This is a genomic window from Pantoea sp. ACRSC, from assembly GCF_022346785.1.
GTDB classification, from domain to species: Bacteria; Pseudomonadota; Gammaproteobacteria; order Enterobacterales; family Enterobacteriaceae; genus Pantoea; species Pantoea alvi.
On record NZ_JAKRNN010000019.1, the window covers coordinates 22,803 to 49,300 of the forward strand.

Annotated in this window: 22 protein-coding genes; 10 read left to right on the forward strand and 12 right to left on the reverse strand. The window is 62.2% G+C overall.

Annotated features, from left to right (window positions below; translation table 11 throughout):
* Positions 1-34: 34 nt before the first annotated feature.
* From panC to thpR, 8 genes are all read right to left on the reverse strand, one after another.
* The gene (gene panC / locus MHZ97_RS16940) at positions 35-889 is read right to left on the reverse strand and encodes a pantoate--beta-alanine ligase (RefSeq protein ID WP_103793977.1); all 855 of its coding nucleotides are present in this window, start codon (positions 887-889) and stop codon (positions 35-37) included.
* Positions 890-904: 15 nt separating this feature from the next.
* Complete coding sequence (panB, locus tag MHZ97_RS16945) at positions 905-1,699, reverse strand: 3-methyl-2-oxobutanoate hydroxymethyltransferase (RefSeq protein WP_103793978.1); 795 nt, start codon at positions 1,697-1,699, stop codon at positions 905-907.
* A gap of 88 nt (positions 1,700-1,787) precedes the next feature.
* Positions 1,788-2,273 (reverse strand): 2-amino-4-hydroxy-6-hydroxymethyldihydropteridine diphosphokinase, encoded by a 486-nt coding sequence (gene folK, locus MHZ97_RS16950; protein ID WP_103793979.1) that lies wholly within the window; start codon positions 2,271-2,273, stop codon positions 1,788-1,790.
* Complete coding sequence (pcnB, locus tag MHZ97_RS16955) at positions 2,270-3,691, reverse strand: polynucleotide adenylyltransferase PcnB (RefSeq protein ID WP_239315197.1); 1,422 nt, start codon at positions 3,689-3,691, stop codon at positions 2,270-2,272. Before pcnB ends, folK begins: the two co-directional genes overlap by 4 nt.
* Positions 3,692-3,730: 39 nt before the next feature.
* Entirely contained in the window at positions 3,731-4,660 is a 930-nt protein-coding gene (gene gluQRS / locus MHZ97_RS16960; RefSeq protein WP_239315181.1) for a tRNA glutamyl-Q(34) synthetase GluQRS, read from the reverse strand.
* 70 nt (positions 4,661-4,730) lie between these two features.
* Positions 4,731-5,186 (reverse strand): RNA polymerase-binding protein DksA, encoded by a 456-nt coding sequence (gene dksA, locus MHZ97_RS16965; RefSeq protein ID WP_033749555.1) that lies wholly within the window; start codon positions 5,184-5,186, stop codon positions 4,731-4,733.
* A 286-nt stretch (positions 5,187-5,472) separates the two neighbouring features.
* Complete coding sequence (gene sfsA / locus MHZ97_RS16970) at positions 5,473-6,177, reverse strand: DNA/RNA nuclease SfsA (RefSeq protein WP_103793982.1); 705 nt, start codon at positions 6,175-6,177, stop codon at positions 5,473-5,475.
* A 12-nt stretch (positions 6,178-6,189) separates the two neighbouring features.
* Positions 6,190-6,714 (reverse strand): RNA 2',3'-cyclic phosphodiesterase, encoded by a 525-nt coding sequence (gene thpR, locus MHZ97_RS16975; RefSeq protein WP_239315182.1) that lies wholly within the window; start codon positions 6,712-6,714, stop codon positions 6,190-6,192.
* 36 nt (positions 6,715-6,750) lie between these two features.
* Here thpR and hrpB point away from each other — a divergent pair, with 36 nt between their 5' ends.
* From hrpB to fhuB, 6 genes are all read left to right on the forward strand, one after another.
* A complete protein-coding gene (gene hrpB, locus MHZ97_RS16980) occupies positions 6,751-9,234 on the forward strand; it encodes an ATP-dependent helicase HrpB (protein ID WP_239315183.1) in 2,484 nt (827 codons plus the stop codon).
* 97 nt (positions 9,235-9,331) lie between these two features.
* On the forward strand, positions 9,332-11,881 hold the full coding sequence (gene mrcB / locus MHZ97_RS16985; protein WP_103793985.1) for a bifunctional glycosyl transferase/transpeptidase: 2,550 nt from the start codon (positions 9,332-9,334) through the stop codon (positions 11,879-11,881).
* A gap of 193 nt (positions 11,882-12,074) precedes the next feature.
* Positions 12,075-14,276: a ferrichrome porin FhuA gene (gene fhuA, locus MHZ97_RS16990; protein ID WP_239315184.1), complete on the forward strand. Its 2,202-nt coding sequence runs from the start codon at positions 12,075-12,077 to the stop codon at positions 14,274-14,276.
* A 41-nt stretch (positions 14,277-14,317) separates the two neighbouring features.
* Positions 14,318-15,109 carry a Fe3+-hydroxamate ABC transporter ATP-binding protein FhuC gene (gene fhuC / locus MHZ97_RS16995; RefSeq protein WP_103794043.1) on the forward strand — a complete coding sequence of 264 codons (792 nt, stop codon included), beginning with the start codon at positions 14,318-14,320 and terminating at the stop codon, positions 15,107-15,109.
* A 10-nt stretch (positions 15,110-15,119) separates the two neighbouring features.
* A complete protein-coding gene (gene fhuD / locus MHZ97_RS17000) occupies positions 15,120-15,995 on the forward strand; it encodes a Fe(3+)-hydroxamate ABC transporter substrate-binding protein FhuD (RefSeq protein WP_103793987.1) in 876 nt (291 codons plus the stop codon).
* A complete protein-coding gene (gene fhuB / locus MHZ97_RS17005; protein ID WP_239315186.1) occupies positions 15,995-17,974 on the forward strand; it encodes a Fe(3+)-hydroxamate ABC transporter permease FhuB in 1,980 nt (659 codons plus the stop codon). The genes fhuD and fhuB overlap by 1 nt, the downstream gene beginning before the upstream one ends.
* Positions 17,975-18,220: 246 nt before the next feature.
* On the opposite strand, the gene hemL is transcribed toward fhuB, so the two are convergent.
* Positions 18,221-19,501, reverse strand: a complete 1,281-nt coding sequence (gene hemL / locus MHZ97_RS17010) for a glutamate-1-semialdehyde 2,1-aminomutase (RefSeq protein WP_103793989.1) — start codon at positions 19,499-19,501, stop codon at positions 18,221-18,223.
* Between the two features lie 211 nt (positions 19,502-19,712).
* On the opposite strand from hemL, the gene erpA reads away from it, so the two are divergent.
* Entirely contained in the window at positions 19,713-20,060 is a 348-nt protein-coding gene (gene erpA / locus MHZ97_RS17015) for an iron-sulfur cluster insertion protein ErpA (protein WP_033749565.1), read from the forward strand.
* A gap of 32 nt (positions 20,061-20,092) precedes the next feature.
* Here the strand turns inward: erpA and MHZ97_RS17020 are convergent, their stop codons facing one another.
* The 3 genes from MHZ97_RS17020 to mtnN form a co-directional block, all read right to left on the reverse strand.
* Complete coding sequence (locus MHZ97_RS17020) at positions 20,093-20,344, reverse strand: hypothetical protein (RefSeq protein WP_103793990.1); 252 nt, start codon at positions 20,342-20,344, stop codon at positions 20,093-20,095.
* A gap of 123 nt (positions 20,345-20,467) precedes the next feature.
* The gene (btuF, locus tag MHZ97_RS17025; protein WP_239315187.1) at positions 20,468-21,262 is read right to left on the reverse strand and encodes a vitamin B12 ABC transporter substrate-binding protein BtuF; all 795 of its coding nucleotides are present in this window, start codon (positions 21,260-21,262) and stop codon (positions 20,468-20,470) included.
* On the reverse strand, positions 21,255-21,953 hold the full coding sequence (mtnN, locus tag MHZ97_RS17030; protein ID WP_103793992.1) for a 5'-methylthioadenosine/S-adenosylhomocysteine nucleosidase: 699 nt from the start codon (positions 21,951-21,953) through the stop codon (positions 21,255-21,257). Before mtnN ends, btuF begins: the two co-directional genes overlap by 8 nt.
* 99 nt (positions 21,954-22,052) lie before the next feature.
* Between mtnN and dgt the strand changes: the two genes are divergently transcribed.
* The 3 genes from dgt (at position 22,053) to MHZ97_RS17045 (ending at position 26,430) form a co-directional block, all read left to right on the forward strand.
* On the forward strand, positions 22,053-23,543 hold the full coding sequence (gene dgt / locus MHZ97_RS17035; RefSeq protein ID WP_239315188.1) for a dGTPase: 1,491 nt from the start codon (positions 22,053-22,055) through the stop codon (positions 23,541-23,543).
* Positions 23,544-23,678: 135 nt separating this feature from the next.
* Complete coding sequence (gene degP, locus MHZ97_RS17040; RefSeq protein ID WP_103793994.1) at positions 23,679-25,100, forward strand: serine endoprotease DegP; 1,422 nt, start codon at positions 23,679-23,681, stop codon at positions 25,098-25,100.
* Between the two features lie 172 nt (positions 25,101-25,272).
* Positions 25,273-26,430 (forward strand): CdaR family transcriptional regulator, encoded by a 1,158-nt coding sequence (locus MHZ97_RS17045; protein ID WP_103793995.1) that lies wholly within the window; start codon positions 25,273-25,275, stop codon positions 26,428-26,430.
* Positions 26,431-26,498: the final 68 nt, after the last annotated feature.

Sequence of the window (26,498 nt, forward strand, 5' to 3'; positions counted from 1 at the left end):
AAGACCTTGTTGTTCTGCCTGAAAACGACCCCGCTTACTGCGTGAGGTCGACCTGTTGATTATCAATAAGACGCGCTTTGCCCAGCCATGCCGCCATCAGGATCACCGCACGACGGCTCTCGACCGTCAGCGGCTCCAGCGTATCGGCGTCGCAAATCGCCAGTCCGTCCGGACGCAAACCCTTCTCGCCAAGTTCTGCCTCGGCGGCTTCGATAATCTCTTCGATATGGCGTTCGCCGTTAGCGAGGCGCGCCGCCATCCCGTTCATCACCTGCGCCAGCGCAGGCGCAAGCTGACGCTCGTCGTCGGTGAGATAGCCGTTGCGCGAGCTGAGCGCCAGACCATCTTTGGCGCGCACCGTTGGTACGCCGACAATCTCGATATCGAAGCCCATATCCGCCACCATCTTGCGGATAATCGCCAGCTGCTGAAAATCCTTTTCGCCGAAACAGGCGATATCGGGCTGCACCAGATTAAACAGCTTGCTGACGATGGTGGCGACGCCGCGAAAGTGGCCGGGACGGCTTGCGCCTTCCAGCAGCGATGACAGCACCGGCACCTCGACGAATGTCTGGTTCGCCAGCCCGTGCGGATAAACCTCCGCAGGCGAAGGTGCGAACACCACGTCGACCTTACGCCGGTTAAGTTTCTCGCAGTCCTCCTGCAGCGTACGCGGATAGCGCGCCAGATCGTCGGCGCGATCGAACTGCATTGGGTTAACGAAAATCGACACCACGACAATATCGCCGCGCTCGCGCGCCTCGTCCACCAGCGTCAGATGACCGTCATGCAGGTTGCCCATGGTCGGCACCAGCGCGATGCGTTTTCCCTGCTGCCGCCAGCGACGAATTTCACGGCGCAGCATCGGCAGCGTTTCAATGATCAGCACGGTAAAGCTCCTGGATTACTGGAAACTGTGTTCAGCCGCGGGGTAGGTTCCCGCTTCGACTTCGGCGATATAGTGACGGATAGCGGCGCGCATGTCGCCCGCCTCCGCGAGAAAGTTTTTCGCGAATTTCGGGATATGACCGCCGGTAATGCCGAAGGCGTCATGCATCACCAGAATCTGGCCGTCGGTGACGCTGCCCGCGCCAATGCCGATAACCGGAATTGTCAGCGCCTGGGTAATGCGCTGCGCCAGCGAAACCGGCACGCACTCCAGCACCATCAGCTGCGCGCCCGCGGCTTCCAGCGCCAGCGCGTCGGCCAGCAGCCGCTCGGCGGCCGCCTCATCGCGGCCCTGCACCTTATAGCCGCCGAAGATATTCACCGACTGCGGCGTCAGGCCGAGATGGCCGCACACCGGCACCGCGCGCTCGGTCAGCATACGCACCGTCTCCACCAGCCACTCGCCGCCCTCCAGCTTCACCATATTGGCGCCGGCGCGCATCAGCTGCGCGGCGCTGTCGAAGGTTTGCTGCGGCGTGGCGTAGCTCATAAAGGGCAGATCGGCCATCAGCAGCGCCTGCGGCGCGCCGCGGCGGACGGCGGCGGTGTGATAGGCAATATCGGCGACGGTGACCGGCAGCGTCGACTCATGGCCCTGAACGGTCATGCCGAGCGAATCGCCAATCAGCATCACCTGAATGCCTTCGTCGGCGAACAGGCGGGCAAAGCTGAAATCGTAGGCGGTCAGGGTGGCGAACTTACGTCCGCTGGCTTTCCACTGACGCAGATGAGAAATAGTGGTGGGTTTCATTGCGCTCTCAACTCAGGTATTTCAGATGGGCGCAGTGTACTGGATAGCGGGGGAGAGCGGAATCTCCCGCGTATCAATCTGTGCGGCGTCAGCCGTGCCAGGGGCGAATGGCGCTGGCGTCGAGGCGAGCCAGCAGGTCGCGCAGCGGGCGGCCGTCCGGCAGCGTCGCGTCGGGCGCGATCTCCAGCAGCGGCACCAGCATAAAGGCGCGGTTGTGCATATCGTAGTGCGGCACGATCAGGCGCGGCGTGTTGAGGTGCTGCTGGCCGAAAAGCAGGATATCGATATCAAGCGTGCGCGCTCCCCAGCGTTCCGCCTTGCGTACGCGACCGTGCTCAAGCTCGATACGCTGGGTATGATCCAGCAGCGCTTCCGGCGCCAGATCGGTTTCCAGCGCCACCGCCGCGTTCAGGTAATCCGGCTGGTCCGGCGGGCCGTAAGGCGGCGTGCGGTAGAAAGAGGAGGTGGCAACGCGCGCCGTATCCGGCAGCGCGTCCAGCGCCCGCAGCGCCGCGTCGACCTGGTGCAGCGGATCGGCAAGATTGCTGCCGAGCGCCAGGTAGACGCGCGTCACGAGGCGCTCTGACCGTCGCGGCGCGGCGCAGCCGGACGGCGGCGCGGACGACGCGTTTTGCGGCGCGGCGCCGGGTCGTCGCCCAGCGTATTGAGCATGGTTTTCTGCTGCGTCGGCGCGGCGGCCTGGAATTCGCCCCACCAGTGGCTGAGGCGGATCAGTTCCGGGTTATTCTCCACCTCGGCGCGCAGCGCCAGCAGATCGTAGGCGGCGCGGAATTTTGGATGCTCCATCAGCTTCCAGGCGCGTTTGCCGTGGCGGCGCGACATGCGCAGCTGCAGCTGCCAGATATCGCGGATCAGCGTGGTGATGCGTTTCGGGATAGCCAGCGCGCGGCAGGCTTCATCCAGCGTATCGTTCATCGCCATCGCAAAGGCGTCGAAATAGGTCAGGCCGCTCTCCTGGGCGATGCGCTGCGCCGCCTCAAGCTGCGGATACCAGAACATCGCCGCGAACAGGAAGGCCGGGTTGACGCGCATATCGTTATGGATGCGGTTATCGGTGTTTTTCATCACCTGCGCTACCATCCGCTCCATATAGCTGTCGCCATCTTCGGTGAAGTTGCGCGTGATGGTAGGGAACAGCGGCTGGAACAGCTGGAACTCGCGCAGCTTAACATAGGTGCTGTAGCCGTAGCCCGCCTGCAGCAGCTTCAGCGACTCTTCAAACAGGCGCGCCGGCGGAATATCGCGCAGCAGCGTGGCGAGACGCGGGATCGGCTCGGCGGTTTCCGCCGCAATGGTCATATCCAGCTTGGCGGCGAAGCGCACCACGCGCAGCATACGCACCGGATCTTCGCGGTAGCGCGTCTCGGGATCGCCAATCAGGCGGATAATGCCCTGCTGCAGATCCTGCAGGCCGCCGACGTAGTCGCGTACCGTAAAGTCGGCGACGTTATAGTAGAGGCTGTTGATCGTCAGATCGCGGCGCTGCGCATCATCCTCGATGCTGCCAAAGATGTTGTCGCGCAGCAGCATGCCGCTCTGGGCGCGCTGCGACTGATTGCGATCCTCTTCAACATCCTCTTCGGTCTGATGATGGCCGCGGAAGGTCGCGACTTCGATCACTTCAGGGCCGAACATGACGTGCGCCAGACGGAAGCGACGCCCGACCAGACGGCAGTTGCGGAACAGCTTGCGCATCTGCTCTGGCGTGGCGTTGGTGGTGATATCGAAGTCCTTGGGCTTTTTACCCAGCAGCAGGTCGCGAACGCCACCGCCCACCAGATAGGATTCGTAGCCTGCTTTGTTCAGGCGATAGAGGACCTTGAGGGCATTTTCGCTAATGTCTTTGCGCGAGATGTTATGGCTCTCACGAGGGATAATGGTCATCTGATGACGCTCAGTTTCAACCTCGACAGGCGCCTCCTCATCACGCATGAGGACTTTCCGGCAAAAATTAGCAACTCGGGTAAAAATGGGACACCTCGACAGCGACGTAAAGTGGTGTAAATAAAATCAGCGGCTAATCATAGCCTGTTGCGAATCATTTAGGAATGGTGTTGTCGGCTCAGCCGGTTTCGGGGCGTTCTCCCGGGGTATCAAAGCGATATTCCACTGCGAGAGGGCGCTTTCCAGCAGTTTCTCCTGCGTTTCATCCTGCCAGCCTGCCGAAACGGGCTGCCCCAGAAAGCGCAGCGCCTGTACCAGCAGCGGTCGCGGATCCCCTGCGGGCAGGGAAGGCGCATGATTCTGCTTCGACAGTTTGTTGCCGTCCAGGTTGAGCGCCAGCGGCAAATGCAGATAGTCAGGCACCGGCCAGCCGAACTGCTGATAGAGCGCAATCTGCCGCACCGTCGGCTCAATCAAATCCGCGCCGCGCACAATCTCCGTCACGCCCTGAAAATGGTCGTCGACCACCACCGCGAGGTTGTAGGCAAACAGGCCGTCGCGACGATGAATAATAAAATCTTCCTGCGCCAGGCGCGCATCGACCGATAAGCGGCCGTGCAGCCGATCCTCGAAGCTGAAAACCGGCGCGTGCTGGCGCAGGCGCAGCGCGGCGTTTTCCGGCCCCAGCTGGCGATCGCGGCAGTGACCGTCATAGAACCCGCCGATCTGCTGGATGCGGCGACGGGTACAGGTGCAGTAATAGCTCTGGCGATGCGCCTGCAGCCAGGCCAGCGCCTCGCGATAGGCGTCATGACGCTGCGACTGCCACAGCACCTCGCCGTCCCAGTGCAGGCCGTAGTGCTCCAGCTGTTGCAGAATACGGGTGGCGGCGCCGGGGACTTCGCGCGGCGGATCGATATCTTCAATGCGCACCAGCCAGCGGCCGTTTTGCGCGCGCGCGTTCAGATAGCTACCCAGGGCAGCAATCAGCGAGCCGAAATGGAGGTCGCCAGAAGGCGAGGGGGCGAAGCGCCCGATGCAGGGATGCGTAGACACAGGCTTTAAAATTCACCGCACAGCGGCACAGCAGCGTGCTTTTCCGCAGTGCGGTGAGTCAGGCGTGGCGTTAGCCAGCCATCTGTTTTTCGCGGATTTCTGCCAGCGTCTTGCAGTCGATACAAAGATCGGCGGTCGGACGCGCTTCCAGACGGCGAATGCCGATCTCCACGCCGCAGGATTCGCAGTAGCCGAAGTCGTCATCTTCAACTTTCTTCAGCGTCTTTTCGATCTTCTTGATCAGCTTACGCTCGCGGTCGCGGTTGCGCAGTTCAAGGCTGAATTCCTCTTCCTGCGCAGCACGGTCAACCGGATCCGGGAAGTTCGCCGCTTCGTCCTGCATATGCGAGACGGTACGGTCAACTTCATCACGCAGCTGATTGCGCCAGGCTTCCAGAATCTTGCGAAAATGTTGCAGCTGGGCTTCGTTCATATACTCTTCGCCCGGCTTCTCCTGGTATGGCTCCACCCCAGCGATGGCGAGAATACTCAGGGACGATGTTTTACGGTTTTGCCCTTCTTGCATGTTGTTTCTCCTGGATAACACGCACTATACCTTTTGTGGTTCAGCGCCAGCGATTAGGCGTCAGGCGGATGAGTGTAGTCAGTGATCTACATTTTGCCTGGCGGGTGTCGCCGCGTTGCCGCAAATGGGTACATCGATCCCCCTACGGGGAAAAACAGGCCGCTATAAATAACAGAAGCAGTCAAGGTTGGCAATTATTGATGAACGCACCTTGACAAGCCTGTGAGGAACAGCGTATTTGGCGCCTCGCGTTAACCCTTCATACCACAATAATTTGCAAAAGATATTACAAGGTTACGGAAACCGGTTTTTTCAGAAACAGGCCTGCCGGTGATAAATCCGCGCGATAGGCCAAAATCTCTACGCCATCCTGCTGCGCCTGGACCAGTTGGTCTGCGTAACGTGCATCGATGTGACGCGCGGGGGAGACGTCCTCAATCCCCGAGTGCAGAACCGCAAACAACAAAACAGCCCGATGGCCGGCAGCCGCGACGGCGCTTAGCTCGCGCAGATGCTTCTGGCCTCGAACCGTCACCGCATCCGGAAAATAGCCTTTTCCTTGATGTAAAAGGGTCACGGACTTGACTTCAATATAGCAGTTGCGCCTGCCGCCTGCCTGAAGCAGAAAGTCGATTCGGCTCTTTTCCGCGCCGTACTTTACTTCAGCCTGGCAGCGTTCGTATCCCGCTAATTCCGGTAGCGCTGCGGCGAGCAGCGCCTCTTTCACCAGCTGGTTGGCGCGCAGCGTATTAACGCAGATCCAGTGGCCCTGCTGCGTTTCGGTCAGCTCCCAGCTGTGCGGGTATTTGCGCGTCAGGCTGTCGGAGGTGGAGTACCATACTCTGTCTCCCGGCGTGGCACAGCCGGTCATGGCGCCGGTGTTGGCGCAGTGAATCGTCAGGGTTTCCCCTTCCGGCGTCACCACGTCGGCGAGAAAACGCTTATAGCGGGTAATCAGTCGGGCGGGCTTTAACGGCGGTGAAAACAGCATAGCGCTCCAGAGTCAGCTCAGCGGCCAGCTCGCCAGCGCCTGATAGCGCGTGCGGCCCCGCGCGTAGTGCGAGGAAAACAGCGAAAAATGGTCGACGCGAAAGCGCCAGTGAAAGTCGCGCGGCGGCAGCGCGATGCGTGGGGCGGCGTCGCGCAGCAGCGTAACGTGTGGATGAAACGGCTGCGCGCTCTGGGCGCAGCCGTGGCGCGCGGCCTGGGCGCGCAGCAGAGCGGCGAGCTGCAGCAGGCCGCGCGGCGGCCGCTGGCAGCCGATCCATACCACGCCCGGACGCGGCCAGTGGCCGGCGTCGTCGAGGTCGAGATCGAAGCCGGGCTGCTGAATGCGCGCCGCCAGCTGTTGCAGCTTTAGCGCGGTCTCGTTTTTGACCTCGCCGAGAAAGGCGAGCGTCAGGTGCAGATTGGCCGCCGCGATGGGGCGGCCGGCGTCGTCGGCAAAGCGATCGGCGCGCCAGCGCACCAGCTGCTGCTGCAGCGCATCAGGCAGCCCGATGCCGAAAAACAGGCGTTGCGTCTCCATGGCGGTCTCCGGCAATCCTCACGGATGAGTGCTACAATGCGCGCCATCTTAACACAGGCTGAACGGGAGTTTGCCGTGAGTGATTTACCGGTCAGCGCCGTGCTGCCCGACCTGCTTCTGGCGCTCGACGTCGCGCCGCAAATTCTGCTGGCGGCCCCGACCGGCGCGGGCAAATCAACCTGGCTGCCGCTGCAGCTGCTGCAGAAGGCGAACCTGACGGGGCGCATTATTATGCTGGAGCCGCGGCGGCTGGCGGCGCGCAACGTGGCGCAGCGGCTGGCGGAGCAGCTCGGCGAACAGCCCGGCGCCACCGTTGGCTACCGTATGCGCGGCGAGAACTGCGTCGGGCCAGCTACCCGGCTGGAGGTGGTGACGGAGGGCATTTTGACGCGCATGCTGCAGCACGACCCCGAGCTGAGCGGCGTGTCGCTGGTGATCCTCGATGAATTCCACGAGCGCAGCCTGCAGGCCGATCTGGCGCTGGCGCTGCTGCTCGACGTCCAGCAAGGGCTGCGCGACGATCTGAAAATTCTGCTGATGTCGGCGACGCTGGACAACGCGCGCCTCTCGGCGCTGCTGCCCGACGCGCCGCTAATCGTCTCCGAAGGACGCAGCTATCCCGTGACGCGCCGCTTCGCCTCGCTTAGCACCACGCTGCGCTTTGAAGAGGCGGTGGCGCGCGAAACGGCGCAGCTGCTGCGCGAAGAGAGCGGCTCGCTGCTGCTGTTTCTGCCCGGCGTGGCGGAGATTGAGCGGGTGAAACGCGAGCTGGAGTCGCGCGTGGCGGAGGATGTCGATCTGACGCCGCTCTATGGCGCCCTGCCGCTGGCGACGCAGCGCCGCGCCATTCTGCCCGCGCCGCCCGGCCGCCGCAAAGTGGTGCTTGCCACCAATATCGCCGAAACCAGCCTGACCATTGAAGGCATTCGCCTGGTGGTGGACAGCGCGCTGGAGCGCGCCGCGCAGTTCGACGCGCGCAGCGGCGTCACCCGGCTGCTGACCCAGCGCATCAGCCAGGCGTCGATGACGCAGCGTGCCGGCCGCGCCGGTCGTCTGATGCCCGGCATCTGCCTGCATCTGATCCCCGAAGAGCAGGCGTCGCGCGCTGCCGCCCAGAGCGAGGCGGAAATCATGCACAGCGATCTCGCCGCGCTGTGGATCGAGCTGCTGCAGTGGGGCTGCCAGCAGCCGGAGCAGCTTACCTGGCTCGATGCGCCGCCAGAAAAACACCTGCGCGCGGCGCGCGAGCTGCTGACCCGACTCGGCGCGCTGGACGAAAGCGGCAAGCTGAGCGCGACGGGACGACGCATGGCGCAGCTCGGCGGCGATCCGCGCCTCAGCGCCGTGCTCTGCGCCGCCGGACAGGCGCCCGACGCCGCTGCCAGCGCCGCGCTGCTGGTGGCGATTCTGGAGGATCCGCCGCGCAGCGGCTCGCCCGATCTGCGCGACGCGCTGCATCGCCCGCAGCCGCAGTGGCTGCGGCGCGCAAAGCAGTGGCAGACGCGGCTCGGCGTCAGCGGTGGGCGCGTCGATGAAGATCGCTTTCCCGCGCTGCTGGCGGCGGGCTTCGGCGATCGGCTGGCGCGGCGGCGCGACAGCGGCGGCCGCTACCAGCTCGCCAACGGCCTGGGGGCGATGCTTGACGCACAGGAGGGGTTGAACCGCTACGAATGGCTGATCGCGCCCGCCCTGCTGCAGGGCAGCGCGACGCCGGACGCGCGTATGCTGCTGGCGCTGCCGGTCGATATCGACGCGCTGCGCCAGGCGCGGCCGGCGCTGGTAGAGGTGCGCGCCGAAGTCGAGTGGGACGAAGAGAAGGGCACGCTGCGCGCGCTGCGTCGCGAGCAGATTGGCGCGCTGGTGCTGAAGGCGCAGCCGATGGCGCGTCCGGAACCTGAGGTGCTGCACGCGGCGATGCTGCGCTGGGTGGCGCAAAAGGGGCTGGGGGTGCTGGGCTGGAGCGAGGCGGCGCAGCAGCTGCGCGTGCGGCTGCAGTGCGCGGCGCAGTGGCTGCCGGAAGAGAACTGGCCCGCCGTGGACGACGAATCGCTGCTGGCGACGCTCGACCGCTGGCTGCTGCCGGAGATGGGCGCGGTGCGCGATCTCAAATCGCTACAGGCGGTCAACCTTGTCAGTGCGCTATTACATTTGCTGACATGGTCGCAACGCCAGCGGCTGGATAGTGCGCTGCCAACTCATTACACTGTGCCAACCGGAAGCCGACTGCCTGTTTGCTACCATATCGATAAGCCGCCCGTGCTGGCGGTGCGCATTCAGGAGATGTTCGGCGAGGCGAGCAATCCCGCCGTGGCGGAAGGGCGCGTGCCGCTGGTGCTGGAGCTGTTGTCGCCCGCGCAGCGTCCGCTGCAGATCACCCGCGACCTGGCCGCCTTCTGGCGCGGCGCTTATCCGGAAGTGCAGAAAGAGATGAAAGGGCGCTATCCCCGCCATCCCTGGCCCGACGATCCGGCCAGCGCGCTGCCGACAAGACGCACGAAAAAATATTCCCCGCAAGGTTGAGCCGGCTGGATCGATTTCAGAGGGTTGCACCATACGGAAAAGGTAAAAGTCGCTAGAGTAGCGGCGCTGCTAACGTAATACCTGGAGAATGAAACCAATGTCTGGGAACGATCGCGAACCCATTGGGCGTAAAGGAAAACAACCCAGGCCGCCGCGTAACGCTACGCGCCGGGGTCGCCGCAGGGATGAAGAGGATTTTGATAATGATGATTTTGCCGATGAGGTTGAGGAGAAAACGCCTGTGCCGCGTAAAAGTAAAGGAAAGCGTCCGCCGCGCGGGAAGCGCCGCTGGTTAGGCTGGTTGATCAAGCTGTTCCTTGTGTTTGTGGTGATTATGGCCGCCTGGGGTATCTACCTCGACTCGGAGATCCGCGCACGCATCGACGGCAAAGTGTGGCAGCTGCCCGCGACCGTCTACGGCCGTATGGTCAGCCTCGAACCGGGCATGGCCTATAACAAGAAAGAGATGATTGCGCTGCTGGAAGGCACGCAGTATCGCGAGGTGTCGCGCATCACGCGTCCCGGCGAGTTCTCGGTGAAAGGCAACACCATCGATCTGCTGCGCCGTCCGTTCGATTTCCCGGACAGCAAAGAGGGCCAGGTGCATGCGCAGATGGTGTTTGACGGCGACGAGCTGGGCGAGATTAAAAACCTCGACTCCGGCCGCGACTTCGGCTTTTTCCGTCTCGATCCGCGTCTGATCACCATGCTGCAGTCGCCCAACGGCGAGCAGCGCCTGTTCGTGCCGCGCGCCGGTTTCCCGGATCTGCTGGTCGACACGCTGATCGCTACCGAAGACCGCCATTTCTACGAGCATGACGGCATCAGCCCCTACTCGATCGGCCGCGCCTTCCTCGCCAATATCACGGCCGGGAAAGCGGTGCAGGGCGGCAGTACGCTGACGCAGCAGCTGGTAAAAAACCTGTTCCTGACCAACGAGCGCTCGCTGTGGCGTAAAGCGCGCGAAGCCTATATGGCGGTCATTATGGACGCGCGCTACAGCAAGGATCGCATCCTGGAGCTCTACCTGAACGAGGTCTATCTCGGCCAGGCGGGCAACGACCAGATCCGCGGCTTCCCGCTGGCGAGCCTCTACTACTTTGGCCGTCCGGTTGACGAGCTGAGCCTCGATCAGCAGGCGATGCTGGTGGGCATGGTGAAAGGCGCTTCGCTCTACAACCCGTGGCGCAATCCGAAGCTGGCGCTGGAGCGACGTAATCTGGTGCTGCGCCTGCTGCAGCAGCAGAAGGTGATCGACCAGGAGCTTTACGACATGCTCTCGGCGCGTCCGCTCGGCGTACAGCCGAAAGGCGGCGTGATCACGCCGCAGCCCGCCTTTATGCAGATGGTGCGTAACGAGCTGCAGGCGAAGCTGGGCGACAAGGTAAAAGATCTCTCCGGCGTGAAGATCTTCACTACGCTCGATCCGGTCTCGCAGGACGCGGCGGAAAAAGCGGTGCTCGACGGCATTCCGGCGCTGAAAAAACAGCGCGGTCTGAAAGATCTGGAAACCGCGATGGTGGTGGTTGACCGCTTCAGCGGCGAAGTGCGCGCCATGGTCGGCGGCGCCGATCCGCAGTTCGCGGGCTACAACCGCGCGCTGCAGGCGCGACGCTCAATCGGCTCGCTGGCGAAACCGGCGACCTATCTGACCGCGCTCAGCCAGCCGAACACCTATCGTCTCAACAGCTGGATCGCCGATGAGCCGATCGCGCTGAAACAGCCGAACGGCACCGTCTGGAAACCGATGAACGACGATCGTCGCTTCAGCGGCAAAGTGATGCTGGTGGATGCGCTGACCAACTCCATGAACGTGCCGACGGTCAACCTTGGCATGACGCTGGGGCTCGACGCGGTGGTGGATACCTGGACCAAACTGGGCGTGCCGAAAGATCAGCTCAACCCGGTGCCGTCGATGCTGCTCGGCGCGCTTAACCTGACGCCGATCGAAGTGGCGCAGGCGTTCCAGTCGATCGCCAGCGGCGGCAACCGCGCGCCGCTCTCAGCGGTGCGCTCGGTGATTGCGGAAGATGGCACCGTGCTTTATCAGAGCTACCCGCAGGCGCAGCGCGTCGAGCCGGCGCAGGCCGCCTATCTGACGCTCTACACCATGCAGCAGGTGGCCGATCACGGTACGGCACGCGCGCTGGGCGCACGCTATCCGAAAGCGCATCTGGCGGGCAAAACCGGCACCACCAACGACCTGATCGACAGCTGGTTCGCCGGCGTTGACGGCAAAGAGGTCGCTATTACCTGGGTGGGCCGCGACAATAACCAGCCCAGCAAGCTGTACGGTGCCAGCGGTGCGATGCAGATCTACCGCCGCTATCTGGATAACCAGGCACCGATGCCGCTGGTGCTGACGCCGCCGGAAGATGTCTCAATGATGAACGTCGATTCCGCCGGCAATTTCGTCTGCGGCAACGGCAGCAGCACCTGGCGCTCGCTGCCGGTGTGGGCGCTCGATCCCGACGCGCTCTGCCAGCAGCAACAGCAGCTGTTCCAGCAGCAGCAACAGCAGCAGCTGCAGGAGCAGCAGAACCAGCAGCAAAATCAGCAGCAGATGCAGCAGCAACAGCAGCCGCAGCAGCAGAAAGAGAGCGACGGCGTTGCCGGCTGGATTAAAGATATGTTCGGCGGCAACTAACTCCGCGATTAAAAAGGGCGCTACGGCGCCCTTTTTTTGTGCCTGATCAATACTGCGCGAAGGGCCGCCAGACGGCGCTGCGCGCGGGATTATCCCTTGCAGAAAGTAAAGCGTTTCGCCTAGAATCCACTCGGCATAATAATCATTCTCGTTTTCATTCGCCTGCCCATACTTTTATTCAAGAGACACTACTATGAATGCGCGAACGACGTTTTCCTGTTATCTGCGCGGCCCATTTTTGCGCCGTCCTCTGGCTTTAAGCATTGCCGTTATTTTTGGCTCAGTAAGCGCCTCTGCGCTGGCTGAAGAGACGCTGGTGGTATCGGCAGACGCCGCGTCCGGCGCGGCGCAGGAGAGCGCGTGGGGCCCCGCGCCGACCATCGCCGCGAAAAAGAGCGCCACCGGCACCAAAACCGATACGCCGATCGAGAAAAACCCGCAGTCGGTTTCGGTGGTGACGCGTGAAGAGATGGAAACGCGGCAGATAACCACGGTAAAAGAGGCATTCAACTACACGCCAGGCGTGCTGACCGGCAACCGCGGCAGCTCGCAGGTGATCGACGCGCTGTCGATTCGCGGCTTCAGCGAAACCAATACCAACCAGTATCTTGACGGCCTGAAGCTGCAGGGCGACAACTACTCCGAATTCGCTATCGATCCTTACTTCCTTGAGCGCGCCGAGCTGCTGCGCGGCCCGGTTTCGGTGCTCTACGGCAAAAGCAATCCCGGCGGGGTAGTGGCGCTGGTAAGCAAGCGCCCGACCCTGGAAACCCTGCGCGAAGTGCAGTTTCAGATGGGCAGCGACAACCTCTTTTCCACCGGATTCGATTTTGGCGGCGCGCTGGATGACGACGGCGTCTACAGCTATCGTCTGACCGGCCAGGCGCGCAGCGCTGACGCGCAGCAGGATAAAAACAAAGAGAAGCGCTACACCATCGCGCCGTCGTTCAGCTGGCGTCCGGATGCAAATACCCGCTTCGACCTGCTGACCTATTTCCAGAACGAGCCGGAAACCGGCTACTACGGCTGGCTGCCGCGTCAGGGCACGGTGGTGCCGATTACGCGCGCGGACGGCAGCGAGTACAAGCTGCCGACCAGCTTTGACGAAGGCGAAGAGAGCAACAAAATCTCACGCAACACCAAAATGGTGGGCTACAGCTTCGAGCACAGCTTTAACGATACCTGGGCGGTGCGTCAGAACCTGCGCTACGCCGATCTGCGCACCGACTACCGCAGCATTTACGGCAACGGCTTCGACGCCGCCACGCAGTCGATTACGCGCGGTTCCGCAACGTCGCAGGAGAGGCTGAATCAGTTCGCCGTCGATACGCAGGCGCAGGCGAAATTCGCCACCGGCGAGGTGGATCATACGCTGCTGCTGGGAGTGGATTATCAGCGCACCCATAATGATATTGATGCCGCCTTCGGCAGCGCCGCCCCCCTTAGCGCCATCGATCCGCAGTATGGCAACGACGCCAGCGTCGGCACGCCGTTCCCCTACCAGTATCTTAACCGCCAGGAGCAGACCGGCCTTTACGCCCAGGATCAGATGGAATGGGATCGCTGGGTGCTGACGCTGGGCGGACGTTATGACTATGCGATGACCTCGGCGCTGAACCGTAACGGCGATAGCGAAGTGAAAAATCATGACCAGGCCTTTACCTGGCGCGGCGGACTGAACTACGTATTTGATAACGGCATCGCGCCTTACTTCAGCTACAGCGAATCCTTTATCCCGACCTCGGGAACCACGGTAAGCGGGCAGCCTTTCGATCCGTCGCGCGCGAAACAGTATGAGGCGGGCGTGAAATATGTGCCGAAAGATCGTCCGATCACCCTGACCGCCGCGCTCTATCAGCTAACCAAAACCAAAAACCTGACCGCCGACCCCTCAAGTCCGCTGTTTAGCGTGCAGAGCGGCGAAATTCGCTCGCGCGGCGTGGAGCTGGAAGCCAAAGCGGCGGTGAACGCCAATATTAACCTGACGGCCGCCTACACCTACACCGACGCAGAATATACCCACGACACGCTGCTGAAAGGCCGCACGCCGGTGGAGGTGCCGAAGCATATGGCGTCGCTGTGGGCGGATTACACCTTCCACGAGACCGCGCTCTCTGGGGTCTCCGTCGGCGCAGGGGTGCGCTACGTTGGTGAAAGCAAAGGGCTTTACAGCACCGGCACGCAGAACAATCAGAACTTCGACGTCGCGGGTTACACCACGGTGGATGCGATGCTGAAATATGACCTTGGCCGATTCGGTTTGCCGGGCTCGTCGGTGGGCGTCAACGTGAAAAACCTGTTTGACCGCGACTATGTCGCCAGCTGTTACCGCGACTACGCCTGCTACTGGGGTGCAGAGCGTCAAATCGTTGGCACCGCCACTTTCCGTTTCTGATGCAACCGGGCGCCGCGGCGCCCGTTTAACCTGGGATGATCATGCAGCCTATGCACGACGCAGCCACTTTTACGCTGGATAATGTCAGCTTTCACGTGCCCGGCCGCACGCTGCTGCATCCACTCTCGCTGACCTTTCCCCCTGGCAAAGTGACCGCGCTTATTGGCCATAACGGCTCCGGAAAATCGACACTGCTCAAGATGCTGGGACGCCATCAGTACCCCAGCGAGGGGAAGGTGCTGCTTAATGCGACGCCGGTCGAGGCGTGGAGCAACAAAGCGTTCGCGCGCGAAGTTGCCTATCTGCCGCAGCAGCTGCCCGCCGCCGAAGGTATGACGGTGCGCGAGCTGGTGGCGATAGGCCGCTATCCGTGGCACGGCGCGCTGGGCCGTTTTGGTCAGGAGGATCGCGTGCGGGTTGAAGAGGCGATCGCGCAGGTCGGGCTGAAGCCGCTGGCTGGCCGCCTGGTGGACAGCCTCTCCGGCGGGGAGCGCCAGCGCGCCTGGCTGGCGATGCTGGTGGCGCAAAACAGCCGCTGCCTGCTGCTTGACGAGCCGACTTCGGCGCTGGATATCGCCCATCAGGTCGAGGTGCTGGCGCTGATCCAGCGCCTCAGCCGCGAGCGCGGACTGACGGTGATCGCCGTGCTGCACGATATCAATATGGCGGCGCGCTACTGCGACCATCTGGTGGCGCTGCGCGGCGGCAAGACCATTGCCGAAGGCGCGCCGGACGCCATTATGCAGGCCGAGGTGCTGGGGGCGATTTACGGTATTCCTATGGGCATCCTGCCGCATCCGCAGGGCGGCGCGCCGGTCAGCTTTGTCTACTGAGGGCCTGAGCATGGAGATCTCTCGTCGTCGCCTGCTGGCGGCGCTGGCGCTGACGCCGTGGCTACGCGCGCTGCCGCTGCACGCCGCCGCGCCATCGCCGCAGCGCATTATCGCCCTGGAGTGGCTGCCGACCGAGCTGCTGCTGGCGCTCGGCGTTGCGCCGCTGGCGGTCGCCGATACGCGCAACTACAACATCTGGGTCGGCGAGCCGCCGCTGCCGCCGCACACCGTGGATGTCGGGCTGCGCACCGAACCTAACCTGGAGCTGATGACCCAGCTGCAGCCCTCGCTGATCCTCTGTTCCAACGGCTACGGCCCGTCGCCGGAAAAACTTCAGCGCATCGCGCCGATTATGGGCTTCGACCTCAACCGCGGCGACGGCAAACCGCTCTCCGCGGCGCGCGATTCGCTGCGCATGCTGGCAAAGCGCATCGGCCGCGAAGCCGAAGCGGAAGCGCACCTGCAGATGCTGGATCGCGAGCTGGCCGCCGCGCGCCAGCGGCTTGCGCCCTGGGCCGCGCGTCCAGTGCTGCTGATGTCGCTGATGGATAGCCGACATGCGCTGGCGTTCGGCAAGAACAGCCTGTTTCTGGAAGTGATGGAGCGGCTGGGGTTAACCAACGCCTGGCAGGGAGAAACCAACTTCTGGGGCAGCGCGGTGATCGGCATTGAGCGGCTGGCGCATCTGCGCGACGTCGAGGCGATCTGCTTCGATCACGCTAACGACGCCGATATGGCGCAGCTCGCGCGCAGCCCGCTGTGGCAGGCGCTGCCCTTTGTTCGTGCCGGACGCTTTCAGCGCGTGCCGGCGGTGTGGTACTACGGCGCGACCCTGTCGGCGCTGCACTTTGTTCGCGTGCTGGAACGCGCGCTGGAGACGCGCTGATGCGCCATCGTTATTTTCCTGCCGCGCTGCTGAGCCTGCTGTTCCTGCTGGCGCTGCTGCTGAGCGTCATCAATCTGCGCGCGGCGCTGCTGCCGTCGCAGTGGACACAGGCGCTGCTGTCGCCGGATCGCAATAATATCGATCAGATGCTGTTTCACTACAGTCTGCTGCCGCGCCTCGGGCTGGCGCTGCTGGTTGGCGCCGGGCTCGGGCTGGCGGGCCTGCTGTTTCAACAGACGCTGCGCAATCCGCTGGCGGAGCCGACCACGCTGGGCGTCTCTTCCGGCGCGCAGCTCGGCATTACCGTCGCCACGCTGTGGCAGCTGCCGGGCGGCGCGGCCACCACGCAGCTGGCCGCGCTGATCGGCGCGCTGGCGGTTGGCGCGGTGGTGTTCGGCGTCGCCTGGGGCAAACGGCTGTCGCCGGTTACGCTGATCCTTTCCGGGCTGGTGCTGAGCCTCTACAGCGGGGCGGTGAACCAGATCTTCGCGATTTTCAATCACGACCAGCTGCAGACGATGTTCCTCTGGAGCACCGGCTCGCTCAACCAGATGGGCTGGGAGAACGTCAGCCTGCTGTGGCCGCGCCTGCTGCTCGCCTTCGCGCTGGCGCTGGCGCTGCTGCGTCCGCTGACGCTGATGGGACTGGACGACGGCGTGGCGAAAAACCTCGGTCTGGCGCTGGCGCTGGGCCGCGTCGGCACGCTGGCGCTGGCGATCCTGCTCAGCGCGCAGCTGGTGAGCGTGGCGGGCATTATCGGCTTTATCGGCCTGTTTGCGCCGCTGCTGGCGAAGCTGCTGGGGGCGCGTCGGCTGCTGAGCCGCATGCTGCTGGCGCCGCTGATCGGCGCGCTGCTGCTGTGGCTGGCGGATGCCTGCGTGCTGTGGCTTACCGCGCACTGGCGCGAAGTCTCAACCGGCACCCTGACGGCGCTGACGGGGGTGCCGCTGCTGCTCTGGCTGCTGCCGCGGCTGCGCACCGGCTCGACGCCGCCCGCGCTCGATATGGGCGATAAGGTGCCGGCTGAACGCCACGCGGTGTGGCGCTGGTCCCTCGCGGGGCTGGCGCTGCTCGGCGTGCTGGCCTGGATGGCGCTCGCCTTCGGCCGCGACGCGCACGGCTGGCTGTGGTCGAGCGGCGAACTGTTTCATCAGCTCTTGCCGTGGCGCGCGCCGCGGCTGGTGGCGGCGCTGGCGGTGGGGCTGATGCTTGGCGTGGCGGGCTGTTTGATCCAGCGCCTGACCGGTAATCCGATGGCCAGCCCGGAAGTGCTGGGCATCAGTTCCGGCGCGGCGTTCGGCGTGGTGGTGATGCTGTTTTTCGTGCCGGGCGACGCGCTGGCGTTTCTGCTGCCGGCGGGGGCGCTGGGCGCGGCGGGAACGCTGCTGATTATTATGCTGGTGGCGGGACGCGGCGGCTTTTCGCCGGAGCGTATGCTGCTGGCGGGCATGGCGCTTAACAGCGCGTTCGTTACGCTGCTGATGCTGCTGCTGGCAAGCGGCGATCCGCGTATGGGCGGCTTGCTGAGCTGGATTTCCGGCTCGACCTATAACATCAGCAGCAGGGCAGCGATGCAGAGCGCCGCGCTGGCGCTGGTTTTGACGGCGCTGGCGCCGCTCGCCAGCCGCTGGCTGACGCTGCTGCCGCTCGGATCCGCCACGGCGCGCTCGGCGGGCATGGCGCTTAACGCGTCGCGACTGGTGCTGATGCTGCTGGCGGCCGCGCTGACCGCCGCCGCGACGCTCACCATCGGGCCGCTGAGCTTTGTCGGTTTGATGGCGCCGCATATTGCGCGCATGCTCGGCTTCCGCCGCGCGCTGCCGCAGATGGCGATGGCGGGGCTGTTTGGGGCAGGGCTGATGCTGCTGGCCGACTGGTGCGGACGCATGCTGGCGTTTCCAGATCAGCTGCCGGCGGGGCTGATGGCAACCTTTATCGGCGCGCCCTATTTTATCTGGCTGTTACGGCGCTCGCGGTAAAAAAAAGACCGGCAAGTTGCCGGTCTGATGTTGTTGACTGCGTGCTCACGCGCAAGACAGGGTCCGATCGCAACGTCGCGCAAGACCTCCCTGAACGCGCGTCCCGCACACGGGTGCCGTTGTCGGGCTAGCGCGCTGGGTTGTTCAAAACGCTCCCGGCGTTTTGTCTCTGGCGCGGAATGCCTGGCTCTTCAGCCCCTATCATCCGCTGTTTGACTGAGCCAGCCATCAGCGTCAATCCCACGCTTACAGCTTCGCAAAACAGCGGCGGGCGGCGTCGATGGTGCGCTCGATCTCCTCGTGGCCGTGCGCCAGCGACATAAAGCCCGCCTCAAAGGCGGAAGGCGCAAGGTAAACGCCCTCTTCCAGCATCAGGTGGAAGAAACGCTTGAAGCGCTCAACGTCGCATTGGGTTACGTCGGCGTAGCAGGTGACACTGTCGGCGTCGGTAAAGAAAATACCGAACATGCCGCCAACGTGATTCACCACCAGCGGGATATTTTCCGCCTTCGCCGCCGCCAGCAGACCCTGCGCCAGCTGCGTCGTGCGCTCGGTCAGCGTCTGATGCGTGCCCGGCTGGGCAATCTGCGTCAAACAGGCGAAGCCGGCCGCCATCGCAATGGGGTTGCCGGAAAGGGTGCCCGCCTGATAAACCGGCCCGGTTGGTGCCAGCGCGTCCATCACTTCGCGGCGTCCGCCGAAGGCGCCTACCGGCATGCCGCCGCCGATAATCTTGCCGAGGCAGGTCAGATCTGGCCGCACGTTGTAATACTCCTGCGCGCCGCCCAGCGCCACGCGGAAGCCGGTCATCACCTCATCGATAATCAGCAGCGCGCCGAACTCATCACAGAGTGCGCGCAGGCCCGGCAGGAAGTCCGGCAGCGGAGGAATGCAGTTCATATTGCCCGCGACCGGCTCGACGATAATACAGGCGATCTCCTCCGGGTACTGCTCGAACGCAGCGCGCACGGAGTCGAGATCGTTATAGGTGCAGGTCAGGGTGTGGCGGGCGAAATCGGCCGGCACGCCAGGGGAGTTGGGCTGACCCAGCGTCAGCGCGCCGGAGCCCGCTTTTACCAGCAGGCAGTCAGCATGGCCGTGATAGCAGCCTTCGAACTTCACAATCTTGTCGCGGCCGGTAAAGCCGCGCGCCAGACGAATGGCGCTCATGGTCGCTTCGGTGCCGGAGTTCACCATACGCACCATATCCATGCTCGGCACCAGCTCACACACCAGCTGCGCCATCTTCACTTCCATCTCGGTAGGCGCGCCGAAGCTCAGGCCATGCGTGGCCGCTTCGATCACCGCGTTGCGGATCGCGGCGTTGTTGTGGCCCAGCACCATCGGCCCCCATGAGCCGACATAGTCGATATAGGCTTTGCCGTCGGCATCATACAGGCAGGCGCCGTCGGCGCGCTCGATGAACAGCGGCGTGCCGCCTACGCCGTTAAACGCACGCACCGGCGAGTTAACGCCGCCGGGGATCAGGCGTTGCGCTTCGGCAAACAGGTTTTCGGACTTACTCATTTATTCGGCTCCAGCGGTTCATAAAAATTCTCGCGCCATTCTACGGGAAGATAACGGCCGGGCGAAAGGCCGGAAAGGGCGCGCTATACTTACCTTAGCTGAAGGCCGGCGGCACAGAGTGCGAAGGGCAAAACTTGATTGCGCTATCGCGCTGGCGGATAATAGCGCAATTGAGGTCGTTTTATGGCCTGGACCTTTACCGGAGTATAAGATGAGTGATGATGTTGCAGCACTGCCGTTACAGTTTACCGATGCGGCGGCCAGCAAGGTAAAGAACCTGATTGCCGACGAAGAGAACCCCGATCTGAAACTGCGCGTCTATATCACCGGCGGCGGTTGCAGCGGCTTTCAGTATGGCTTCACCTTTGACGATAAAATGAACGACGGCGACATGACCATTGAGAAGCAGGGCGTGGCGCTGGTGGTGGATCCGATGAGCCTGCAGTATCTGGTCGGCGGCTCGGTGGACTACACCGAAGGTCTGGAAGGGTCGCGTTTTATCGTTACTAACCCGAACGCTAAAACCACCTGCGGCTGCGGCTCCTCTTTCAGTATCTGATGCAAAAAGGCCGTCTTGCGACGGCCTTTTTATTACCATTCAACGGTTACCAGCTTCGCCGTTTCCTTACGAATTCCATCCTTCTTTAGCACGCTTTCCGTTACGCGCGGCTGCGCGTTGAGGCGGCGACCGCAATCGATCTGCGGCATTGCTCGCTGCGGCTGGCTGTTAACTTCACAGCGCGAATAGATAATCAACTGGACGCCTATCGTTCCCGTGGTTGACGCAGCCGCGAAGGGCGCGACGGTTGCGAGCGCGAAGGCCAGCAGCAAGGCTCTGGTCATACAGGATTCCTGGTGTGCAAAATGCGCGGTGCGCATAAAAGGACGCTGAGCTTACGTGGCGTCGGCGTCTCGTTAATTGATTAACGGCAAAGTTAGCGGGATCTTTAACCGATTTATGCTGATTTACTGTGCCGGATGCAGGGCGGCGCAGAGCTGCTTTGCCGCCAGCAGCATACGTGGGCCAGGACGGCTAATCCAGTCATCGTTAATGGCGATAACCGGCACGGCTAGCTGAGGCTGCCAGAATTTTGCCACGCTTTGCGCCTGCGCGGCGTCGCCGGCGACCACAATCGCCTGCGGATGACGCATCAGCACCTGCTCGCGGCTGACCTGCGGCCAGCTGACGCGGCTGTCGGCGAAAATATTCTTTCCGGCGCACAGCGTGATGATGTCGTTCTGCAGGGTATCGCGCGCGGCGGTAAACAGCGGCTGCTGGCCGAACTGCAGAAAAAGCGGCACGGCGGGCAGGGCGGCGTAGCGCGCGCGCAGGGCGTTTTCCTGCTGTTTCAGCTGCTGCGCGACATCCAGCGCCTGCTGCGGATGGGGGCTCCAGCGCTGTAGCGACGCGACGGCGTCCGCCATCTCTTTCAGCGAGCCGGGATCGAGCCACTCGACCTTAACGCCGAGCCGCTGCAGCTGATCGATCTGGCGCTGCGGATTGCCGCCGCGCCAGGCCAGCACCACATCCGGCTTTAGCGCCAGAATGCGCTCGACCTTAACGCCTTGCCAGTTGGCGACCTGCTCCAGCGCCTTCGCGGCGGGCGGATAGTCGGACCAGGCGCTGACCGCGACCGGCGTGATGCCCGCGGCGAACGCCATTTCGGTGAGATGTGGGGCGAGAGAGATAACGCGCGGGGCGGCGGCGAACAGGCTGCTGCAAAACAGCAGCAGCCCGATCGGCCAGAGCGATTTAGCCACGCGCCAGACGCGCCAGCAGCTTCTCCACCATCAGCGACGACTGCTGCGCCGCAACGCTGAGAAACTCTTCAAAGCTCAGATGCGACGCTTTGTCGGCCACGTCGGAGATGGCGCGCACCACCACGAAAGGCACCTTAAACTGGTGGCAGACATGGCCGATTGCGGTCGCTTCCATCTCTACGGCGATCGCCTGCGGGAAGGTGGTGCGAATACGCGCCAGCGGCTCGGCGCCGTTGATAAAGGCGTCGCCGCTGACCACCAGGCCGCGCACCGCGTTCAGATTCAGCTCGCTGATGCAGGCTTCCGCAGCGGCGATCAGCTGCGCATCAGCGGTAAAGGCCGCCGGGCAGCCCGCCATCTGGCCCGGCTCGTAGCCAAAGGCGGTGACGTCGGCGTCGTGGTAGCGCACTTCGTCTGAGACCACGATATCGCCAACCGAGAGCGTCGGCGCCAGGCCGCCGGCCGATCCGGTATTGATCACCAGGTCCGGCTTGCACAGCTCAAGCAGCAGCGTAGTGCCGAGCGCCGCTGAGGTTTTACCGATACCCGATTTCAGCAAAGCGACCTCAACGCCATTCAGCGTGCCGGTGTAAATTTCGCATCCGGCCAGCGTCAGGGTCTGGCGGTTCTCGATTTTGTCACGCAGCAGGGTCACTTCCTGCTCCATCGCGCCAATAATGCCTGCTTTCATAAAAGAGTCTCGCTAATGTGGTGGAAGTGGTCGTAAAAAGTGAGGCATAGTCTAGCATGGCTGGCAGGGGATTGATTCACGAAGGTATAAGGGGAAATGATGGCGACGGTTAATTTCAGGAAGAAGATCAGTTTTACCCGCCCTTATAACACGCGCAAAGAGCCGGAAGGGGAATACTTTATTACCCGCCACTTTGAGAGCGATCGCGGCCGCATTATCAACTCGGCGGCAATTCGCCGACTGCAGCAAAAAACCCAGGTCTTTCCGCTGGAGCGTAACGCCGCGGTACGTTCGCGCCTGACCCATTCGCTGGAGGTGCAGCAGACGGGGCGCTATATCGCCAAAGAGATCCTGCAAACCCTGAAAAATCAGGGCGGTCTGGCGCAGTACGGGCTGAACGGGATGGAGGGCGCGTTCGAAAGTCTGGTGGAGATGGCCTGTTTGCTGCACGACGTCGGCAATCCGCCGTTCGGCCATTTCGGCGAGGCCGCCATCAACGACTGGTTTGAAGAGCATCTTCCGCTGGAGCTGGTGGATCCGCTGGTGGCCGGGGTTGAAGGCGAGCAGCAGCGCGCTGACTTTAGCCAGCTAAACGCCATGATCCGCCAGGATCTGTGCCACTTCGAAGGCAACGCGCAGGCGATCCGTATGGTGCATACCCTGCTGCAGCTCAATCTCAGCTATTCACAGGTCGCCTGCATCCTGAAATATACCGCCCCCGCCTGGTGGCAGGGTGAGAAGCCGGAACAGTTTAGCGCCCTGATGAAAAAGCCCGGCTTTTATCTCTCCGAGCGCGACTATATCGCCGAGCTGCGCGCCGCGACCCATATGGAAGAGCATCATCGCTTTCCGCTGACCTATATTATGGAGGCGGCGGATGATATCTCTTACTGCATCGCCGATCTTGATGACGCCGTTGAAAAAGATATATTTAACATTGATGCGCTTTATGACTATTTATGTAAAAACTGGGGCCCGATTAAAAATAACGACGCCTTTAGTCGAACGGTCGGCGATGCCTGGCGCGAAGCCTGTAACAAAAAGCGTCGCAGCAGAAGCGATCAGTTCTTTATGTCATTGCGGGTTAACGTTCAGAACGTGCTGGTTAGCCATGCGGTGAGACGTTTCGTCGATAATCTGCCGGCTATTTTCAACGGCGATTTTAATCATGCGCTATTAGAGGATGACGGCGAAGAGGGGCGGCTATTGCAGATGTTTAAAACGGTGGCGCGTCGCCACGTATTTAACCATGCCGAAGTCGAACAGCTGGAATTACAGGGTTATCGCGTTATTAAGGGATTGTTAGAAATATATCAACCTTTAATGACGCTGACGTATGAAGCCTTTACCACGCTGATTAATGACGATTTTTTGCGCCAGCACCCCATTGAAACGCGCCTGTTCCATAAACTTTCCGGCAAACACCGCAAAGCCTATCAGCAAAAAATGCGTACGCTAGTGGTTGAGCATAAATATCAGCGCCTGTTGTGGGAGCGTTATTATCGCTTTCGCCTGATTCAGGATTATATTAGCGGCATGACCGATCTCTATGCATGGGATGAGTATCGCCGACTAATGGCGGTGGAATAACTGGACTTTTGTAAAGGGCGTGCATAAATTTTTACCTTTCCCGCAAACTTTTGCTGGAACTTCGCGTTAAAAGATAAATCTCATAACTGACCACAGCAAGGGTCTGACGTTTATTACTGGATGAGACTAATACGAATGAAAAAAAACACCTTAACGTTGAGCGCGCTGGCGCTCAGTCTTGGCCTGGCGTTAAGCCCTGCCGCCGTTTTCGCCGCCGAATCGGCTTCTTCTACCAGTCAGCAGCTGCCGAGCCTGGCGCCGATGCTGGAAAAAGTGATGCCATCGGTAGTCAGTATTAGCGTTGAAGGCAGCACCACGGTTAAAACCCCGCGCCTGCCGCAGCAGTTCCAGCAGTTCTTCGGCGATAATTCGCCGTTCTGCCAGGATGGGTCACCTTTCCAGAGCTCGCCGATGTGTCAGCAGGGCGGCGCTGGCCCTGATACCCAGCAGGAAAAATTCCGCGCGCTTGGCTCCGGCGTGGTGATTAATGCCGAGAAAGGCTATGTGGTGACCAACAACCACGTGGTCGATAACGCCACCAAAATTCAGGTGCAGCTCAGCGACGGCCGTCGCTATGACGGTAAAGTGATTGGTAAAGATCCCCGTTCCGATATCGCGCTGGTGCAGCTGATCGACGCGAAAAACCTGACGGCGATTAAAATTGCCGACTCCGATAACCTGCGCGTCGGCGACTACACCGTCGCTATCGGCAACCCGTACGGTCTGGGCGAGACCGTCACGTCAGGCATCGTCTCCGCGCTGGGGCGCAGCGGGCTTAATGTGGAAAACTACGAAAACTTTATACAGACCGATGCGGCGATTAACCGCGGCAACTCCGGCGGCGCGCTGGTCAATCTCAACGGTGAGCTGATCGGTATTAACACCGCGATCCTCGCGCCGGACGGCGGCAATATCGGTATCGGCTTCGCTATTCCAAGCAATATGGTGAAAAACCTCACCGGGCAGATGGTGGAGTTCGGTCAGGTGAAACGTGGCGAGCTGGGCATCCTGGGCGCTGAGCTGAACTCCGAGCTGGCGAAAGCGATGAAGGTCGACGCGCAGCGCGGCGCCTTCGTCAGCCAGGTGCTGCCGAATTCCGCTGCGGCGAAAGCGGGCGTGAAAGCGGGCGACGTCGTGGTGTCGATGAACGGCAAGCCGCTGAGCAGTTTTGCCGCCCTGCGCGCCGAAGTAGGCTCGCTGCCGATTGGCACCAAACTGCAGCTTGGCCTGCTGCGCGACGGCAAGCCGCTGAGCGTCACCGTCGAGTTGCAGCAGAGCACGCAGGATAAAGTGCAGTCGGCCACCATCTACACCGGCATCGAGGGCGCCGATCTGAGCAACGACAGCGGCAGCGATAAAGGGGTGCGCGTCGATAACGTGAAGGCCAACAGCGCCGCAGCGCGTATTGGCCTGAAAAAAGGCGACATAATCCTTGGCGTCAACCAGCAGCGCGTCACCAACCTGGGCGAGCTGCGCAAAATTCTCGATACCAAACCTTCAGTGCTGGCGCTTAACGTCAAGCGCGGCGACACCAGCCTCTATCTGCTGATGCAGTAAAGCGGGTTATGCTGTCAGGCGGACTTCGGTCCGCCTTTTTTATGGGCGCGGTTCAGAGTGTGACCGGAGCCGCAAAATCTGCAAATCCCTGCCTGGCTCTGTGCATCTGCACAATGCCGACCTCTTCCGCCATGCGTATGCTGGACTATTCACTCCCTGTCAGGATTTAAGGATGGCAACCTATCATCTCGATGCGCGCCTGGCGCAGGATATCGTGGCGCGCACCATGAAGATTATTGACAGCAATGTCAACGTGATGGACGCGCGTGGCCGCATTATCGGCAGCGGCGATCGCGAGCGTATTGGCGAATTGCACGAAGGCGCGCTGCTGGTGCTGTCGCAGGGACGTATCGTGGACATTGATGAGGCGGTAGCGAAACATCTGCACGGCGTGCGGCCAGGTATTAACCTTCCGCTGCGCATTGACGGCGAGATCGTCGGGGTGATCGGCCTGACCGGCGATCCAGTGGCGCTGCGCCACTACGGCGAGCTGGTCTGCATGGCGGCAGAAATGATGCTGGAGCAGGCGAGGCTGCTCAATATGCTGGCGCAGGACAGTCGACTGCGCGAAGAGCTGGTGCTAAACCTTATCCGCAGCGAGAGCCTGACGCCGCAGCTGACCGAGTGGGCGCAGCGTCTCGGCATCGATCTCAATCAGCCGCGCGTGGTGGCGGTGGTGGAGGTCGACAGCGGACAGCTCGGCGTCGACAGCGCCATGTCGGAGCTTCAGCAGCTGCAAACGCTGCTGACGACCCCGGAGCGCGATAACCTGATCGCCATTGTTTCCCTGACGGAGATGGTGGTGCTGAAACCGGCGCTGAATGCGCACGGGCGCTACGATCAGGAGGATCAGCGCAGGCGCGTCGAGCAGCTGCTGCAGCGTATGAAAGAGAGCGGCCAGATGCGGATGCGCATCGCGCTCGGCAACCACTTCACCGGGCCGGGCAGTATTGCGCGCTCGTATCGCACCGCGCGCACCACCATGATAGTCGGCAAGCAGCGTATGCCGGAGCAGCGCAGCTATTTCTATCAGGATTTGGTGCTGCCGGTGCTGCTCGACAGCCTGCGCGGCGGCTGGCAGGCCAATGAGCTGGCGCGTCCGCTGGCGCGGCTGAAAAGCATGGATAATAACGGTCTGCTGCGGCGCACGCTGGTGGCCTGGTTTACCCATAACGTGCAGCCCAGCGCCACGGCGCGCGCGCTCTTTATTCACCGCAATACGCTGGAGTATCGGCTGAACCGCATATCTGAGCTGACCGGGCTGAATCTCAGCCAGTTTGACGATCGTCTGCTGCTTTATGTGGCGCTGCAGCTGGATGAACAGAGCTAAGGCAACAAAAAGGCCAGCGTTAGCTGGCCTTCTGTTGAAGAGTCTGAGCGCTGGCGCGGATAGTATGG